Source organism: Pseudomonas sp. F-14 TE3482, from assembly GCF_053629455.1.
In genome coordinates this window covers 3,054,023-3,071,279 of the sequence record NZ_JBRJII010000001.1, presented here as the reverse complement: position 1 = coordinate 3,071,279, position 17,257 = coordinate 3,054,023, and the positions used below count along the sequence as shown (strand labels likewise).

General features: G+C 58.0%; 19 protein-coding genes. 10 read left to right on the top strand and 9 right to left on the bottom strand.

Annotation, left to right across the window (positions count from 1 at the left end):
- Window positions 1-91 precede the first annotated feature (91 nt).
- The 3 genes from AB7M26_RS13905 to ppnP all read left to right on the top strand — a co-directional run bounded on the left by AB7M26_RS13905 (window position 92) and on the right by ppnP (window position 3,032).
- On the top strand, window positions 92-2,053 hold the full coding sequence (locus AB7M26_RS13905; protein ID WP_123497538.1) for an acetyl/propionyl/methylcrotonyl-CoA carboxylase subunit alpha: 1,962 nt from the start codon (window positions 92-94) through the stop codon (window positions 2,051-2,053).
- A 71-nt stretch (window positions 2,054-2,124) separates the two neighbouring features.
- Entirely contained in the window at window positions 2,125-2,673 is a 549-nt protein-coding gene (locus tag AB7M26_RS13900) for an exonuclease domain-containing protein (RefSeq protein ID WP_123497540.1), read from the top strand.
- Between the two features lie 74 nt (window positions 2,674-2,747).
- Window positions 2,748-3,032 (top strand): pyrimidine/purine nucleoside phosphorylase, encoded by a 285-nt coding sequence (ppnP, locus tag AB7M26_RS13895; RefSeq protein WP_007895072.1) that lies wholly within the window; start codon window positions 2,748-2,750, stop codon window positions 3,030-3,032.
- Window positions 3,033-3,106: 74 nt separating this feature from the next.
- Here the strand turns inward: ppnP and AB7M26_RS13890 are convergent, their stop codons facing one another.
- Window positions 3,107-3,910: an MOSC domain-containing protein gene (locus AB7M26_RS13890; RefSeq protein WP_429378679.1), complete on the bottom strand. Its 804-nt coding sequence runs from the start codon at window positions 3,908-3,910 to the stop codon at window positions 3,107-3,109.
- Between the two features lie 90 nt (window positions 3,911-4,000).
- Window positions 4,001-4,936 carry a chemotaxis protein CheV gene (locus AB7M26_RS13885; RefSeq protein ID WP_123497545.1) on the bottom strand — a complete coding sequence of 312 codons (936 nt, stop codon included), beginning with the start codon at window positions 4,934-4,936 and terminating at the stop codon, window positions 4,001-4,003.
- Between the two features lie 463 nt (window positions 4,937-5,399).
- On the opposite strand from AB7M26_RS13885, the gene AB7M26_RS13880 reads away from it, so the two are divergent.
- The 3 genes from AB7M26_RS13880 (at window position 5,400) to AB7M26_RS13870 (ending at window position 7,887) form a co-directional block, all read left to right on the top strand.
- Window positions 5,400-5,870 carry a hypothetical protein gene (locus tag AB7M26_RS13880; RefSeq protein WP_123497547.1) on the top strand — a complete coding sequence of 157 codons (471 nt, stop codon included), beginning with the start codon at window positions 5,400-5,402 and terminating at the stop codon, window positions 5,868-5,870.
- Window positions 5,871-6,337: 467 nt separating this feature from the next.
- Window positions 6,338-7,231, top strand: a complete 894-nt coding sequence (locus tag AB7M26_RS13875) for a sensor histidine kinase (RefSeq protein WP_123497549.1) — start codon at window positions 6,338-6,340, stop codon at window positions 7,229-7,231.
- Complete coding sequence (locus AB7M26_RS13870) at window positions 7,228-7,887, top strand: response regulator (RefSeq protein WP_123497551.1); 660 nt, start codon at window positions 7,228-7,230, stop codon at window positions 7,885-7,887. Before AB7M26_RS13875 ends, AB7M26_RS13870 begins: the two co-directional genes overlap by 4 nt.
- Here AB7M26_RS13870 and yegS read toward each other — a convergent pair.
- On the bottom strand, window positions 7,871-8,788 hold the full coding sequence (gene yegS, locus AB7M26_RS13865; protein ID WP_123497591.1) for a lipid kinase YegS: 918 nt from the start codon (window positions 8,786-8,788) through the stop codon (window positions 7,871-7,873). The genes AB7M26_RS13870 and yegS overlap by 17 nt on opposite strands.
- 325 nt (window positions 8,789-9,113) lie before the next feature.
- Between yegS and AB7M26_RS13860 the strand changes: the two genes are divergently transcribed.
- Window positions 9,114-9,422: a hypothetical protein gene (locus AB7M26_RS13860; protein WP_123497553.1), complete on the top strand. Its 309-nt coding sequence runs from the start codon at window positions 9,114-9,116 to the stop codon at window positions 9,420-9,422.
- A 65-nt stretch (window positions 9,423-9,487) separates the two neighbouring features.
- Here AB7M26_RS13860 and AB7M26_RS13855 read toward each other — a convergent pair whose 3' ends face one another.
- Together AB7M26_RS13855 and moaB are read right to left on the bottom strand one after the other, a co-directional pair.
- Entirely contained in the window at window positions 9,488-10,714 is a 1,227-nt protein-coding gene (locus tag AB7M26_RS13855) for a molybdopterin molybdotransferase MoeA (protein ID WP_429378676.1), read from the bottom strand.
- Window positions 10,698-11,237, bottom strand: coding sequence for a molybdenum cofactor biosynthesis protein B (gene moaB, locus AB7M26_RS13850; protein ID WP_008075630.1), 540 nt, complete (start codon window positions 11,235-11,237; stop codon window positions 10,698-10,700). The genes AB7M26_RS13855 and moaB overlap by 17 nt, the downstream gene beginning before the upstream one ends.
- A gap of 81 nt (window positions 11,238-11,318) precedes the next feature.
- Between moaB and mobA the strand changes: the two genes are divergently transcribed.
- A complete protein-coding gene (mobA, locus tag AB7M26_RS13845; protein WP_123497558.1) occupies window positions 11,319-11,921 on the top strand; it encodes a molybdenum cofactor guanylyltransferase MobA in 603 nt (200 codons plus the stop codon).
- 76 nt (window positions 11,922-11,997) lie between these two features.
- Entirely contained in the window at window positions 11,998-12,219 is a 222-nt protein-coding gene (locus tag AB7M26_RS13840) for a YgdI/YgdR family lipoprotein (protein WP_038982251.1), read from the top strand.
- Between the two features lie 89 nt (window positions 12,220-12,308).
- Here AB7M26_RS13840 and AB7M26_RS13835 read toward each other — a convergent pair whose 3' ends face one another.
- The 3 genes from AB7M26_RS13835 to AB7M26_RS13825 form a co-directional block, all read right to left on the bottom strand.
- Entirely contained in the window at window positions 12,309-13,199 is an 891-nt protein-coding gene (locus AB7M26_RS13835; protein WP_123497560.1) for a pseudouridine synthase, read from the bottom strand.
- A gap of 72 nt (window positions 13,200-13,271) precedes the next feature.
- Complete coding sequence (locus AB7M26_RS13830; RefSeq protein WP_008075636.1) at window positions 13,272-13,592, bottom strand: hypothetical protein; 321 nt, start codon at window positions 13,590-13,592, stop codon at window positions 13,272-13,274.
- 167 nt (window positions 13,593-13,759) lie between these two features.
- Window positions 13,760-13,996 carry a glutaredoxin family protein gene (locus tag AB7M26_RS13825; protein ID WP_123497593.1) on the bottom strand — a complete coding sequence of 79 codons (237 nt, stop codon included), beginning with the start codon at window positions 13,994-13,996 and terminating at the stop codon, window positions 13,760-13,762.
- Between the two features lie 207 nt (window positions 13,997-14,203).
- Between AB7M26_RS13825 and AB7M26_RS13820 the strand changes: the two genes are divergently transcribed.
- Window positions 14,204-15,916: a cation:proton antiporter gene (locus AB7M26_RS13820; RefSeq protein WP_123497561.1), complete on the top strand. Its 1,713-nt coding sequence runs from the start codon at window positions 14,204-14,206 to the stop codon at window positions 15,914-15,916.
- Between the two features lies 1 nt (window position 15,917).
- On the opposite strand, the gene AB7M26_RS13815 is transcribed toward AB7M26_RS13820, so the two are convergent.
- Window positions 15,918-17,126 (bottom strand): ammonium transporter, encoded by a 1,209-nt coding sequence (locus AB7M26_RS13815; RefSeq protein ID WP_123497564.1) that lies wholly within the window; start codon window positions 17,124-17,126, stop codon window positions 15,918-15,920.
- Between the last annotated feature and the right edge of the window lie 131 nt (window positions 17,127-17,257).

Here is a 17,257-nt window from a genome sequence, read left to right as displayed (position 1 = left end):
ACAGAGATCTGTGTCGTTCACAAAATCCTGTGGGAGCGGGCTTGCCCGCGATGGGGCCATCTCATTCACCGTAATACAAAGGGAATAACCCATGCCCGCCTTCAGCAAAATCCTGATCGCCAACCGCGGTGAAATCGCCTGCCGCATCCAGCGCACCGCGCAAGCGCTGGGATACCGCACCGTCGCAGTATTCAGCGACGCCGACGCCGATGCCTTGCATGTGCAGATGGCCGACGAAGCCGTGAACATCGGCCCGGCCCCGGTGCAGCAGTCTTACCTGAACATCCCGGCAATCATCGACGCCGCCCGGCGCACCGGTGCCGATGCGATCCACCCCGGTTACGGCTTCCTCTCGGAAAACGCAGCATTCGCCCGCGCCTGCCAACAGGCCGGCATCATCTTCATCGGCCCGAGCCCAGAGGCCATTGAATTGATGGGCAGCAAACGTCTGTCGAAACTCGCCATGATCAAAGCGGGCGTGCCCTGCATCAAAGGCTATCAGGGCAGCGAACAGGACGACGCGACTCTGAGTCGCGAAGCCGAACGCATCAGCTACCCGCTGATGATCAAGGCCAGTGCCGGTGGCGGCGGTCGGGGCATGCGCCTGGTACACCGCGCTGGAGAGCTGCTGGAGCAGATCCGCACCGCGCGCTCCGAAGCACTGCACGGCTTTGGCAGCGACGAACTGATCCTCGAACAAGCCTTGATCGACCCACGTCACGTCGAGGTTCAGGTGTTCGGCGATCAACACGGCAACCTGATCTACCTTGGTGAGCGCGATTGTTCGATCCAGCGCCGGCATCAGAAAATCATCGAGGAAGCGCCCTGCCCGGTGATGACTGCCGACTTACGCCAGGCCATGGGCGAAGCTGCGCTCAAGGCGGGGCGCGCGGTGAATTACGTCGGCGCCGGCACTGTGGAGTTCCTGCTGGATGCTCGCGGGCAGTTTTACTTTCTGGAGATGAACACCCGGCTGCAAGTGGAACACCCGGTGACAGAGCTGATCACCGGCCTCGATCTGGTGGCCTGGCAGTTTCACGTGGCCGAAGGACTGCCACTGCCGTTGCGACAGGAGCAGGTGCAGCTCAACGGCCATGCCATGGAAGTGCGCCTGTACGCCGAAGATCCAGCCCAGGGATTTCTGCCGCAAACCGGGCGAATCGCAGCCTGGGAACCTGCATTGCAGGGCAGCGTGCGGATCGACCATGGCTTGATCGAAGGTCAGTCTGTCAGTCCGTTTTATGATCCGATGCTGGGCAAACTCATCGCCCACGGTGCCACCCGCGAAGAAGCCCGGCGCAAGTTGCTGCGGGCGGTACAAGACAGCGTGCTGCTGGGCGTGCAAAGCAACCAGCGCTTGCTCGCCTGTCTGCTGGAACATCCACAGTTCATCAGTGGCGAGTTCAGCACCGGGTTCATCCCCACGCACTTCGCCGATCATCCCTGCCTGCATCCCCATGTGCCGAGCGCCGAAGAACTGGCCATCGCTGCGGCGCTGTTTTATCAGGCTTCAGCGCAGGCTCACCGCGCCCCGCTGGCCGGTTGGCGCAACAACGCCAGCGTGCCTTTGCACTACCGAATCGGCCAGGAGGATCAGGACTGGCCGGTGGAATTGAACGCTGAACCTGGCAAACCCTACCGTGCTCAGATCGGCGCTCGCGCCCTCGAACTGAAGGTCATCGGATGCGACGGACACTGGGCCACCCTGGAAATCGACGGCATCCGCCAACGCCATGCCTATCGCCTCGAGGCCGGGCAACTGTGGTTGTTCACGCGCCCCGGCTGCCTGCGACTGGTCGATCGGACCCTGGCGCTGGTCAGCGGACAGGCCAGTGTCAGTTCCGGCACGCTCAAAGCGCCGATGGACGGGGCGATCGTCGATGTACTGGTCAGTGAGGGCAGCCCGGTCAGCAAAGGTCAGCTATTGGTGGTGCTCGAAGCAATGAAAATGGAGCATCCGCTCAAATCCGGGATTGACGGAGTGCTTAAACGCTTGCAGGTCAGGGTCGGCGATCAGGTCAAAAATCGTCAGATTTTGTTAGAGGTCGAATAAGCCGCTAGGCGGATCCGCCGGGTTTGGCTACGCTCAAGCCCTATCAGGACGCGGATACCAGGAACCCTGCGATGCCTCACTGGTTGGTCATTGATCTGGAAGCCACCACCGATGAGGGCGGCTGGCCAGTCACAGAAATGGAAATCATCGAAATCGGTGCCACCCTCGTGGACCGCAAAGGCCAGGAACTGGATCACTTCCAGTGCTTCGTGCGCCCGTTGCGCCGGCCCTTGCTGACGCCGTTTTGCCGGGAACTGACCCACATCACCCAGGCCAATATCGATGCCTCACAGCCGCTCACCGACATCTGGCCGTTGTTCGAACGCTGGCTCGGCCAACATCACGCGAGCCTGGAAGGCTGGGCCAGTTGGGGCGATTACGACCGCAAACAACTGCTTCAGGACTGGCAGCGCCTGCAACTCGACAGCGCCCTGAGCCGGGTGCCGCACATGAACCTCAAGCAACGCTTCGCCAAGGCTTGTCGGCTGGAGCGCCCGCTGGGGCTCAACGGGGCCCTGCAACTGGCGGGCCTGCAGTTCAACGGTCAGCAGCATCGGGCGCTGGAAGACGCGCGCAATACGGCGCGTTTGTTACCGCTGATTTTCCCCGCTAATCCTTGAGTGCAGGAGGTGACGCCTATCGACACCTTGTGCATACTGGCCGGCCCTTTTTAGCCCTTTTCGAGGAACCGCCCATGTTTAAAGTCAACGAGTACTTCGACGGCACCGTCAAGTCGATCGCCTTTGGCACCGCTGAAGGTCCAGCGACCATCGGCGTCATGGCACCGGGCGAATACGAATTCGGCACCAGCCAGCGTGAAATCATGCACGTGGTGTCCGGCGCCCTGACCGTCAAACTGCCTGACAGCGACACCTGGGAAACCTTCGCCGCCGGCAGCCAGTTCAACGTACCCGCCAACAGCAAATTCCAGCTGAAAGTGGCCGTCGACACTGCTTACCTGTGCGAATACCGCGGCTAAACCCCCGGGTTTTCACAGCGACAAAAAAAATGCCCGTGTCCTTGGACCCGGGCATTTTTTATTTTGAAGGGCTTTTACTCGAGGATCGTCACGGGCATGCCGACTTCAAGCCGGCCATTGCCGTCGTTGACCAGATTCTGCCCGAACATCGCGCCGTCGGCCTCGGTGCGGTATTTCTGCAATGTGGCCAGCGGTTCACGATCTTCGCTGCGTTCGCCGGTCTGCGGGTCGATGGTGGTCAGAATGCAGCGTGAGCAGGACTTGACCACGCGGAACTCGACATCGCCAATGCGGATGCGCTTCCAGCTATCTTCGGCATACGCCTCACTGCCCTCGATCACCAGATTGGGCCGGAAACGCAACATCTCCAGCGGCCGCCCGACTTTGCTCGACAAGTCTTCCAGCGACGCCTGACCAATCAGCAACAACGGGAAACCGTCGGCAAACGCCACCTGATCGTCGTCCTTGCCATAGCCGGCCTGGGTGGTCCGTGCGCGATCAAGCGGCACTTGCACCAGACGCGTCGGCTTGCCGATGAACTCACTGACCCAGGCACCCGCCGCATCGCCGGCATCGGGGACGCGCAAGGTGTCGCGCCAGATGGTCACCCCACGCAGATCGGCATCGCCGTCAGGCAACGCAATATCGATCGTTGAATGGCCCGGGGCACTGAGGGTCAAGCCGCCGTCGGCATTCCACAACGCCGACAGCTGACTCATTTTCGCGACCGCGCGTTGGGTCAGAAAACGCCCACTGGCTTCGTCCACCAGCATCCAGCGTCGATCACCGTCCAGTCCCAGCTTGTCCAGGCTGACCTGATTGAGGGTCTCGCCCTTGCCGGATTTCAATGGAAAACGATAAAGCGCGCTCAGACGCATGGCCAACTCCCTGGTGGGTAAAAACGCCACCCTATACGAGCTTGATTGCCGAATCAAAGGCTGATGTCAAACCAGCCTCTACTCGTGCTATCAGGCAGGTACAGCGTCGAGCATCAGACGCTGGCGCACCACGTCGACGAGTTTGTCGGGCTGGAATTTGGAGAGGAAGTTGTCGCAGCCGACCTTCTTCACCATCGAGTCGTTGAAGCTGCCCGACAGCGAAGTGTGCAAGACCACATAAAGCCCGCGCAAACGGGGGTCGTTACGGATTTCGGTGGTCAGGCGATAGCCGTCCATCTCCGGCATTTCCGCATCGGTGAAGATCATCAGCAGCTTGTCGGTCATGACTTCGCCCGTATCGGCCCAGGCCTTGAGCATGTTCAGCGCCTTCAAGCCATCGCTGGCAATGTGCATCTTCACGCCCAATTGGCCCAAGGTGTCGCGCAACTGCGACAAGGCCACGTTAGAGTCATCCACCAGCAGCACTTCACGGCCACGGGCACGCTCCAGCACCGGATCGTCGAGTTTGTCGCGCGATACCTTGGCGTTGTACGGAACGATCTCGGCCAGGACTTTCTCGACGTCGATGATTTCCACCAACTGATCATCGACCTTGCTGATGGCGGTCAGGTAATGCTGGCGACCGGCACTGGCCGGCGGCGGCAAAATGGCTTCCCAGTTCATGTTGACGATGCGGTCCACGCCACCGACCAGAAACGCCTGCACCGAGCGGTTGTACTCGGTGACAATAATGGTACTGGTGGGACTTGGCACCAACGGGCGCATGCCGATGGCCTGGGACAGGTCGATCACCGGCAGCGTCTGGCCACGCAGGTTGACCACGCCGCAAACAAAGGGATGGCGTTGCGGCATCAGGGTTAGCTTCGGCAGCTGAAGCACTTCCTGGACCTTGAAGACGTTGATCGCAAACAATTGCCGTCCGGCCAGCCGAAACATGAGAATTTCCAGGCGATTCTCACCCACTAGTTGCGTGCGTTGGTCTACCGTGTCGAGAATGCCGGCCATTAATGACTCCTGGGCTTGTTCTGATGAATTCACTAAAGGGAGTTATCGGCTGTTTTTGCCGGACCTTGACCCCCAGACAAAATGCCAGGCTCAGGCATTGATGTCACATTAACATCATGCTTTACTGGCTCCGTGATTTTCATCCGCTTCCTTCCCTGCGGCGCGACCTCGGTTTGCACGTTAGGTTCCCCTGCGTAAGGGATTCCCCTAGTAACAATCAGGCCCAACCTGATATTCGCAATATCCAATAGCCATTAATGTGACGCCATTCTCATTGCATGAATGGAGTCAGGCTTTTGTGTGCGATTGCAGGTCAGTGGCCATCCACCCTCTCGAGTTCCCCTGCCGGCGCTCAAACCTGCCGGAGCGCGATATCACGAAGGCTTGGCAGCGCGGGGACACATATGGTTCTCGTCGGCACACACGACATTCCCTCATCTGACACGACGTTGTGGAGATAAGCATGCCGAACGACACCAAAGAGTGGGCTCAGCGATTTCCGGAATTTCTCGTTGAGGCTGAAACACTCTTGGCCAAATCCGAGGAATGCCTGAGTCATTTGCAACTGATCAGCAATGACAAGGACGCCATCGATTGCATGCTCAGCACCCTTCTCAAGCTGTCCAGCAAGGCCGATGCCTTGGCACTGGCGGCGGTCTCGGAGTTCTCGCTGCATATCCATGGATTACTGAGCTGCGCGCAGAACCACATGGACCTGCACGATCAAGCCCTGGACGCGCTCAAGGACTGCTTCACATTATTGGCCTGGCAACTCGAACTCATCGATCAGACTACCGGCCAACTCGGTCTCGATGACACTGAACAGACCTCACTGATAGAAGCGTTTGCGTTTCAAGTGGGACAAAGTCAGTTTCAGCCGCCCAGCCATGCCAGACCCTTCAGGTTGGTTTCGTTCTCGGAACGGCAAGCTTAAAAACATCAGCCCTGGCCGTGTTGCGCTTTTCTATTGCCATGATGCCGCCCTGTAACTTGATGCGCTCATGCCGCAATTGAATGGGTCATTGCGTCGAAGACAGTTCGAAATAGTTATCCCTGTCTCGACTTCAGATAGTGCCTGGCAATAAAAAAAATGCCTGGCAATCGATATCTTCCGACGACAACAATCGAAAGTTTTTCCATTATGGAACTATCGTCCAAAAACTGTATTTTGATTATATAGAGCTATATACCGAACGCGACCAACGGTATGTTAAGTGGTAGTATGCCGACCATTAGTTGACGCCAATTAATGGCAAAGTGATCCAGCCAAGCCCCCTGAAGGCTGCATTTCCAGCACTGCACCACAGCCGAAGTCGACTTCACACAACGATTTCCACACAGAGACCCGTCAGCCCTTGTGGCCGGTCTGCCCGCAGCGAACATCTATTGGCTCCATCCGCTATGTACGCCAGCCTCAAGTCAATTACCCTGTGGCCACCCTCCCGAAAAAACGCGCGCCGGTTCACGCTTTTTCTGTGTATCTGTTCGACGCTTGGCAGCCTGCTGGTCTACAGCTTGTCCATGTCTGTGCCGTTGAGTCTGCTGCTGCTCAATAGTGCAGCGCTGACCTGTGTCTGGGTGGGACATTGCCTTTCGCGCAAATCGATAAAGTTTCAACCTCAAGAACTGGCTGACCGCCTGCTGCAAGTGCAGGAAAACGAACGCCATCGGCTCAGTCGGGAACTGCATGATGACATCGGTCAATTGCTGACCGCCGCGAAACTTCAAAGTGAATGGCTCAAACGTCGAATGCCCGAAGAACTGCAGGGTCAGTGTTCGGTACTGTGCGAAACGCTGGACGAAACACTCACCAAGGTGCGAGATGTGTCGGCCATCCTGAATCCGCGGCAACTGGCCAGTCTCGGACTGGAAGCCAGCCTGCGTGCACATTTACTCAGGACCCTGGCCAATACCTCCGTGCATTGGAGCCTGGAGTGCCATCAACGCCTGACGGGCATACCGGAGGAAATGGCGGTGGCGGCTTTTCGCATCACCCAAGAAGCGGTTACCAATATACTGCGTCACGCCGAGGCCAGTAATTTGTTGGTCCGCCTGCAACGCCTGCCCCAAGGCCTGACGTTGTTGATCAGCGACGACGGCCTGGGTTTCGCGCCAGCGGCAGATCCCGCTCGCGAGGGGCAACGCGGAATGGCCGGGATGTCGGAACGGATCGATCAGTTAGGTGGCACACTGACCGTGACCAGCGAGCCGGGCAAAGGCACTCAAATCGAAGCACTCTTCCCCTGGGCGCCGCGTGCGCTAGAACGGGCCAGTACGAATAAGGTTATGCATTGACTTGTAACTTACTTCTGGTGGATGACCACTCGCTTATCAGGGCTGGCGTGCGCGCCTTGGTGCTGGATATTCCCGGCTATGCGGTAATCGGGGAGGCCAATGACGGCTCACTGTTAGTCGAGATGGTCGAGCAGCTGTCCCCGGACATCATTCTGCTGGATATTTCCATGAAGGAAACCGGTGGTCTTGAAGCCTTGCAGCGACTCAAGCGCGTACGCCCGCAGTGCAAAGTGCTCATCCTGTCGATGCACACCGACCCGGCGCTTATCATGCAGGCCCTGGAATCAGGGGCTCATGGCTACCTGCTCAAGGACACCACGGCCACCGAACTCGAACATGCGCTGGATGCCTTGCGCAATAACGAACGCTATCTGAGCCCGGCCATTGCCCATACAGTCATCAACCAGGCGCTGACTCGAGCTCAGAAAAATCAGGCGCAAACCCAGGACTCGCACAACCTGACGGCACGTCAGCTGGAAATCCTGCGACTGATTGTTCGCGGAAAATCCACCCGGGAAATCGCCAATGGCCTGGCTCTGAGCATCAAGACTGTCGAAACCCACCGCTCGCAGATCATGAAACGCTTGCAGATCTACGATGTGGCCGGCCTGGTGCTGTTCGCCGTGCGCGAGCAAATCATCAGTCTGGACGATTAACTGGATTCGAGACGCTCAGCAGCGGCGAGCCTTCGGGCAAATGCACACGCAATGCCGCCGGGCGCGCCGAGAAACGCAGGCTGTCGCCCTCCAGAGGCTCACCATCAAGGTTGATATAAAGGCCCTCCGAGACTTTGATCTCCACCCATGGCAAGCGAGCTCGTACGAACATGTTGTCGATGCCGAAGCCATCGGCCAGCAAATCTTTCAAGGTACCGACCACTTCCTGTGGCGCGGGCAAAATGCTGATATCCAGCAGACCATCGTCAGCCAGCGCCTGCGGGCACAACACATGACCACCGCCAGCCTGTCGGCCATTGCCAATGCCCAATGCCAACAATTCGCCGCGCCAGTGAAAATCTGGCCCCTGCAACTCGCCATAGGCCGCATGCAACTCACTGAAGCGCGATAAACCCGTGAAGAGATAAGCGGCGCCGCCAAGAATTTTTTTCAGATCTTCGGAGGTATTGGCCGTGACCTGACTGCCAAAGCCGCCAGTGGCCATGTTCAGGAAAACCTGACCGCCGACTTCCCCCAGATCAATGGTTCGCGGGACAGCCTCCAGAAGATCCAACGCCTGAGCGGGCTCCAGAGGCACACCGGCAGCACGCGCAAAATCATTGGCGGTGCCCAAGGGCAAAAGTACCAGACTGGCCTGCGTCGAATGCGCCGCCATGGCTTCAGCGATGTCACGCAAGGTACCGTCGCCGCCGCCGGCAATCAGTTGCGTATAGCCTGCCGCCAGCGCTTCTTCCACCAACCGCTGCGCATCACCGGCCTCCCAAGTCAGTCGAACAGCCAGTTTCCAGCCCTGCTGGCGCTTGCCTTCGACGGCTGCACGGACCTCCTCATTGAGTGCCTGCTTGCCATGCAGAATCAACAGTGCCTTGCGCTCGCTCATTTTTGCCACTCCCATATCCGCAATTCCATGGGATATGTTGACCTCGCAGCCCCTGATAAAAGTCGACTGGATTTCAATTATTTCCAAGGGAAGGAAATGTGAGTCCTACAGAGCGGTATTTTTTCGTACAAAACATGAGGAATCGGCTCAATTGACCCATCCGAACAATTGGTACACCGTTGGGTCTCTGTTATCAGTGATTACCCGTTTAATTTACACAGGGATGTGAAAACAATGAATGGAACCCCCTTAAGGGCCTCAAACAGCGCAAGCAACAACGGCATCGATCATTTGAATGGTTTTAACGCAAGGAGCCAGCTAGTCCATGCAAAGCCATGACCTCAGACTATCGGTAACCCCGGTCGCGCCGTTCGCAGAAAATCGCGCCAATCATCAGGCTGAATTCAAAAACAGCGCAAAGCACGCCGGAGAAGCTGACATGGAACCTCGCGTCATTGAACTCGAAACACACCTCAAGTACATCCGTAGAGACATGGATGAAGTCCGGGGTGACGTCAAATCCATCAAACACAGGCTTGCCTACTCAGCTGGCGCAACAGCCGTGATCCTGGGACTTCTGGCCTGGATCGCCAACAGCCGCTTCGATCAGGTCGTGGCACTTCTGGCACATTAAGAAATGGTCACGCACGCAAGCCCGATGCGATCAACCGGGCTTGCGGGGCAAAACCAGTGCCTGTATCAGCTCAAGACTTCACTCAGCGGGATGAAGCTCACCCAATCACCCTCGATCAGCGTACGGTCCTCCAGCACCTCAACCAGACCGTCAGCCCAGGCAGCACTGCGCAGTACGCCAGAGCTCTGATTCCTGTAGATGATTGCCCGGCCATTCTCCAGACGTCCGCGCAAGTACTCACGTCGGTTACCCGCCTTTGGCCAGACGAATCCTGCCGGCACCTGAAACTTCAGGGGCTCGACTTCTTTTACGCCTTGGCGGCGCAAAAGGTAGGGCCTTGCCAACAGAGCAAAAGTCACCAGGGTAGACGCCGGATTGCCGGGTAAACCGATCACAGGCACGCCGCGAAAATGCCCGAACGTCAGCGGTTTGCCTGGTTTGATGGCAAGCTTCCACAGCGTCAATTCGCCCTCTTCCCTCAAGGCAATGCCCAGAAAGTCGGCCTCTCCCACCGATACGCCACCAGTCGAGAGAATCAGGTCGACATCCTTCAACTCACCGAGGCGAGCACGAGTGGTCGCTAAATCATCGGGAAGAATACCGGCATCGATCACCTCACAACCTAACCGCTGCAGCCAGCTGCAAAGCAACACTCGATTACTGTTGTAGATCTGTCCTGGCCCAAGGGCCTGACCAGGCTCAATCAACTCATCACCGGTAGACAAGACCGCAACACGAGCCTTGCGAATCACGTCCAGCTCAGCGCATCCCAGCGATGCCGCCAGCCCCTGCTCAATAGACCCCAGACGCGTTCCGACGGGCAGGATCAGCTCACCGACGGTGGCTTCCTGACCCTGTGGACGGATGTTCTTTCCTGGGGTCATGGTTTCGGTGAAACGTACTCGCTCATCCGCCTGAGCCTCGGCGTTCTCCTGCATCTCGACACAGTCGGCACCGGCGGGCACAGGCGCGCCAGTGAAGATCCGCGCACAAGTACCTGGTTTCAAGGGCTCCGGGGCCTGGCCTGCAAAAATCTTCTGACTGACCACCAACGGCTCTCCCGTCCAGTCGGCCAGGCGCAAGGCATAACCGTCCATGGCACTGTTGGGCCAAGGCGGCAAATCAAGTGTCGAGACCAGGTCAGCGGCCAGTACACGCCCCTGAACCTGCGCCAACGGCAAGCGTTCGTGCTCACGAATCTTCGAGGCGTCGGCCATTTCCAGTAAACGCGCCAGTGCTACCTCGACAGCCATCAGACTGCCTGTCTTGCCTGGCTTACCCACGGGTTTCACAGGGTGCCGCCTGTTTGAGATGGGCCACAAAATTGCACGGACGGTGACGAGAATCCAGTTGCTCGGCGAGAATGCCGTCCCAACCGGTGCGCACCGCGTTGGTCGAGCCCGGCAAGCAGCACACCAGCGTTCCATTGGCCAGACCAGCCAAGGCCCGGGACTGAACCGTCGATGTGCCGATATCCGCTACCGATATCTGCCGGAACAATTCACCAAAACCATCGACCTGTTTATCCAGCAGGCAACTCACGGCTTCGGGCGTGCTGTCGCGACCGGTGAACCCGGTACCGCCGGTGATCAGCACCACTTGCACGACCTCATCAGCAATCCAGTTGGCGACTTGCGCGCGAATTTTGTAGAGGTCATCTTTAAGCAATACACGGGCCGCCAGGTTATGACCGGCAGCGCTCAAACGGTCGACGAAGACCTGGCCTGAGGTATCGGTTTCCAGGGTACGGGTATCGCTGACAGTCAGCACCGCGATGTTGAGCGGTGCGAAAGGTACATCAGCCTTGGCTTTCATAGGCTCATCCAGTTGTAGGAGAAACAGCCCGGTGTTATATCACAGCGCCTCATTTTTTCGCCGCCCTCATGGAGAAGTGCGATGACCTCGAATACACCTCTGGCACCTTGCTCCATTCTGCTCCTGGCCGGCGGTCGCGGCCAACGCATGGGCGGTCAGGACAAGGGATTGCTGGATTGGCACGGCGAACCGCTGATCGCGCATCTGCACCGTAAGACGCGCCCGCTGAGTGATGACCTGATCATCTCCTGCAACAGAAACCTGGAAAAATATGCGCCTTATGCGGATCAGTTGGTCCATGACGACGAAGGCGACTTTCCGGGGCCGTTGGCGGGTATTCGCGCTGGCCTGAAGGCCGCCCGTCACGCCTGCTTACTCGTGCTGCCCTGCGATGTACCACGCATCGATGCCGCGCTGCTCCAGAGCATGCGTGAAGCCGCCGGACAGCATCCGGACAAACCGCTGATGCTGCGCCATGGCGAACACTGGGAACCCTTGCTGTGTATGATTCCCGTCGCCCTTTCAGCGGCTTTCGAGACTGCCTGGAACGAAGGCGAGCGCAGCCCGGGTCGCCTTATGCGCAAGCTGGGCGCCACAGCCCTGCAATGCCCGGATAACGACCCTCGCCTGGCCAATCTCAATACGCCGGAACTGTTAAGCACACACCACACTGTGTCAGACTGACACGCGATGGAACTTGCGCGCGTTGTATACGTCTCAAGCTCAGCAACCAAAAGAATTCCCATTCGGAGACACACCCATGACTCAACGGACCCTCGCCACTTTCATGCTCGCACTGGGCCTTGCCACCCTCGCCGGTTGCGCATCGCCTACAGTGATCACCTTGAATGACGGTCGAGAAATCCAGGCCGTCGACGCGCCTAAGTACGATGAAGAATCGGGCTTTTACGAATTCGAACAACTGGATGGCAAACAAACCCGCGTCAACAAAGATCAGGTCCGTACCGTTAAAGATCTGTAATCTTTACGGCGACAACCAGATACAGAAAAGCCCGCTTTAAAAGCGGGCTTTTTCGTGGCTGAAGAAAAGCAGGGTCGTTAGCCCTGTGATCACCACTGCAAGGTGATGGTGCTTTCGAATTCTCTTTCCTGCCCCGTGACCGGATCGACAAATCGCAGCCCCTGGGCCAACAGCTTCAAGGGATTGGCATAGTCATCTTCTACGTCCTTGAGCACCTGCGGGTAGAACGGATCATTGCAGATGCTGGCCCCCAGGGCTGTCATGTGAACTCGCAACTGATGTTTCTTGCCCGTCACCGGGTACAGCGCATAACGCCAGAGTTCACCGTTTTTTTCCCTGACCTCGACAGCCGTCTCGGTATTGCTGACTCCCGGACCTTCTTGCATGCGAAAAAACGGCTCGCCATCGATAAGTCGGCTTTTATGAACCAGCGGGAAGGAGTGTTCCGGCAATGCCCGTGCGATTGCTTCATAGCGCTTTTCGATCTGGCGTGCAGGAAACAAGGATTGATACGCCGACCGACTCTGAGGGTTGGCTGAAAACAGCACCAGGCCCGCCGTATGCCGGTCAATGCGATGCAAAGGCACCAGATGCGGGTTATCCAGGCGACGGATCAGCCGCCGCAGCAATGTCTGCTCCACGTATTCGCCCGCCGGAGTCACGGGCAGAAAGTGTGGTTTGTCCGCCACCACCAGATGCTCGTCGGCATAGAGGATCGACTCCACCACCGGGATCGGTTTTTCGTCCGGCACCTCACGGAAATAATGAATCCGCAGACCTTCCTTGTAAGGCAGGTTCAGGGGAATCGGCAGGCCTTGCCCATCAAGGACACGACCGCGAGCAATTCTGTCCAGCCATTGTTCACGACCGATGGCGCTGAAGTGTTCGCACAGGCAATCGAGTACAGTCTGCCACGTCCCCGGCGGCAGATAGAGCGTACTGGCCTGGTTGTGTGCGGCAGAAAAAGATGAAGTGGACATACGAAAAGCTCTAACCCTCAATACAGAGCGGCATTATCCAACAGTGGCCGGAACGAACCTAGAAGAGAATCCTCAGGCCGGTATCGACTGTGCTCGAGCGGCCGCTTCGGTGAACTCCTTGAGCCAACGCAGCACATCGACCGCTTCCCAGCGCCCCGGATCATAAAGCGCATACAACAACCCCTGATAGCCCACGACATCCAGCTGCCGGTGGTAGCCCGCACGCTGGAACAAGGCTTCGATTTCGGCGAAACAGGTATTGAAATGCAATTTGTTGAAGGGTGTTTTCCCCTCCGTGACCAGACCATCCAAACGCAGTTCGAGGACAGCCTCGCGCACCACGTCCGCCGACATCCGGTTCACGCTGTTCTTCAATTGCTCGACATTGACCAAGGTTCATCCCTCTGACGTCCGGGATCGCCTGCGTAAACCCGAAACAGGGAAAAGCATGGCAGGCAATCGGAATAACTGTATGCGCATACAGTAGCCGAATAACCAACCTTTCGCCAATGGATGAAACGAGTACTGCGACGGGTGGGGCATCGCTGACAGTGTCAGAGTCAGCGCAGGAACGCCACCACTTCATCGGCACTGAACGGCCAGCTCAGCTCTGCGCCGGTATCGACCCGTCGCAACACTGGAATACGCAGACTGTAGGCTTCGAACCACGTTTCGTCGTCAGCGATATCCACCAGTTCCACCAACAGACCACGCTCGACAAACTCCATCAGCATGGCTTCGGCGACTTCACAAAGATGGCAACCAACGGTGCCGAACAACTGACATTCAGGAGGCATGACGACAAGACCCATCGAAGTAAGCGCTCATTCTAGGCCCGCGATCAAACGCAGTCGAGCCGATGCCCTATCTGTCTGAGCAATGGCATTTCAAGAGATTTCGGCAAACTCCTGACGCACATCATTCGCCTTAACGGCCATTTGCGCGATGCTCGCGTCTTTTTTACTTCTACGCTTGAGTAGCCAGATCCCTCACCGGAGTTTTTTGTGTTCGCCAATCTGTTGATCATCTTCACCGCCTCTTTGGTAGTGATTGCACTGTTCCAGCGCCTGCGCTTGCCACCGGTGCTGGGTTACCTGTGCGTAGGGCTGATGATCGGACCGACCGCGTTCGACTGGGTGAATGAAAGCGAAGAGTTGCCCGACCTTGCCGAGTTGGGCGTGGTGTTCCTGCTGTTTTCTCTCGGGCTTGAATTTTCCCTGTCGAAAATGCTCGCCCTGCGCCAAGTGGTATTTGGCCTGGGCAGCCTGCAAGTGCTGGTTTCCGGGGTCGCGCTGGGGGTGTTGCTGATGCTGTTCGGCATGCCAACCACGCCTGCACTGTTACTCGGTGCCGGTTTGGCGCTGTCGTCCACTGCCATTGTCAGCAAGGAGTTAAGCAGCCTCGGTGAGCTTTTCAGCCGCCACGGCCAGAATGCCATCGCCGTGCTGTTGTTCCAGGACGTGGTCGCTGTTTTGCTACTGACTCTGGTCCCGGTGTTCGCCGGTACCAGCGACCAGGTTTGGTATTGGGCTCTGCCATTGACGCTGGGCAAGACTGTCGTGCTGTTCGTCGGTCTGCTGCTGGTCAGTCGCTGGTTTTTGCCACGGCTGTTTCATGAAGTCGCCGCGTCCCGGTCCGCTGAGCTGTTCGTGCTGTTGGCACTGGTGATCGTTCTGCTGACGGCCTGGCTGACTCACCTGCTCGGCCTCTCCCCAGCCCTGGGCGCCTTTCTCGCCGGCATGCTACTGGGGGAAAGCCACTACCGACATCAGATCGAGGCGGACATCCGTCCGTTTCGCGACATTCTGCTCGGGGTATTCTTCGTCAGCATCGGCATGTTGATCGACTTGCGCTTGTTTGCCAGCCACGGCTTGCTGATTCTCGGACTGACGCTGGGATTACTGCTGATCAAAGGCACCGTGGTCGCGCTGCTGGTCAAATGGCGCGGCAGCGATGTCGAAACCGCCTGGCGCAGCGGCCTGGCCTTGGCTCAAGGGGGTGAATTCTGTTTTGCCCTGATGACGCAAATGCAGCAGAACAAACTGATGCCCGCCGACTTCGGTGGCCTGCTGCTGGCCGCCACGTTCTGCTCGATGCTGGTGACGCCTTTACTGCTGCGCGCCGCTCCCCACATCGCCACACGCCTGCACCACAAGCCCAACGAAGAAGCCGAACTCGAAAAAATCAGCGCACTCAACGCTGGCTTGCACAATCACGTAGTGATCTGTGGGTATGGCCGCGTAGGTCAGTCCATCGGGCGCGTCCTGCGTAATGTAGATCAACCGTACATTGCGCTGGATACCGACCCGGTGCGGGTTCAGGAAGCAGCCGTCAATGAAAGCTGCGTTCATTACGGCGATTCACGTCGCGGCGAACTGCTGGTGGCGATAGGGCTGGAACGCGCCAGACTATTGGTGGTCGCCGTGGATCAGACGGACATCGCACTGTTGATACTCAAGGAGGCACGCCGGTTCAACCCGAGTGTGTCGATCCTGGTGCGCACACGGGACGACAGTCAGTTGGCCGAGTTGAAGGCGGCCGGTGCCAGCGAAGTCGTACCCGAGTTGCTGGAGTCGAGCCTGATGCTCGTCTCCCACGCCCTGATCATGCTGGGCATACCCGGCCAGCAGGTGCGAGACCGGGTCGACCAGGTACGGCGTGACCGCTATCGCCTGCTGCACGGCTTTTACCCCGGTGCCGACGATGAGGAACGCTGATTCAATCCTGGCTCACGGCACCGATCTTGTGCACCGACAAGTCCGCGCCGTAATACTCCTCTTCCTGGCTCAGGCGCAGACCATGAAACGCCTTGATTACGCCATACACCGCAAAACCGCCGGCAAGCGCCACGATCACACCCAGAGAAGTGCCGATCAACTGACTGATCAGGTTCACGCCCCCCAAACCACCCAAGGCGGTTTGACCAAAGATGCCGCAAGCGATCCCGCCCCAGACACCACACAGTCCATGCAGAGGCCAGACGCCCAGCACATCATCGATATGCCATTTGCCTTGGGCGGCGGTAAAGCACCAGACAAACAGTGCCCCGGCGATGGCACCGGTCACCAACGCGCCCACCGGGTGCATCAGATCCGATCCGGCACAGATCGCCACCAGTCCGGCCAATGGGCCGTTATGCAGGAAGCCCGGGTCATTGCGCCCGACGATCAACGCCGCCACGGTGCCGCCGACCATGGCCATCAACGAATTCACCGCGACCAGCCCGCTGACCCCTTGCAGTGTTTGAGCGCTCATTACGTTGAAGCCGAACCAGCCAACGATCAGAATCCAGGAACCCAACGCCAGAAAGGGAATGCTCGACGGTGCGAATGCCACCAGTCGTCCATCGCGATAACGACCTTGCCTTGGGCCGAGCAACAACACCGCCGCGAGTGCCAGCCAGCCACCCATGGCGTGAACCACCACAGACCCTGCGAAGTCATGGAAACTGGCACCGAAGCGTTCCAGCAACCAGGCTTGCAGACCAAAGTTGCCATTCCAGATCATGCCTTCGAAGAAGGGATAGATGAACGCCACGATCAGCGCCGTCGCACACAACTGCGGGACGAACCGGGCGCGCTCGGCGATGCCTCCGGAAATGATTGCCGGTATCGCCGCAGCAAAGGTCAGCAGAAAGAAAAACTTCACCAGCCCATAGCCATGATCGGCAGTAATCACCGCCGCCGGCTGCATGAAAGTGACTCCGTAGGAAATCCAATAGCCTATAAAGAAGTAGGCCAGGGTCGAAATGGCGAAGTCGCTGAGGATCTTCGACAAGGCGTTGACCTGGTTTTTTTGTCGAACCGTACCCACCTCGAGAAAGGCGAAACCGGCGTGCATGGCCAGGACCATGACCGCACCGATAAGGATGAACAACGTGTTGGAGCTATGGACCAGACTGTCCACAGCACTTTGCAGATTTTCCATGGATTGGCAGACCTGAAGGCTGAAAAAAAGCACCAAAGCAGTTCGCACAGAAGGCTGGCGCACCAAGTTGCAGCCGATCCAGACTGAAGCGCTGATCCGGATGAACCGCTTTGGCGCACAAGAACGGAACC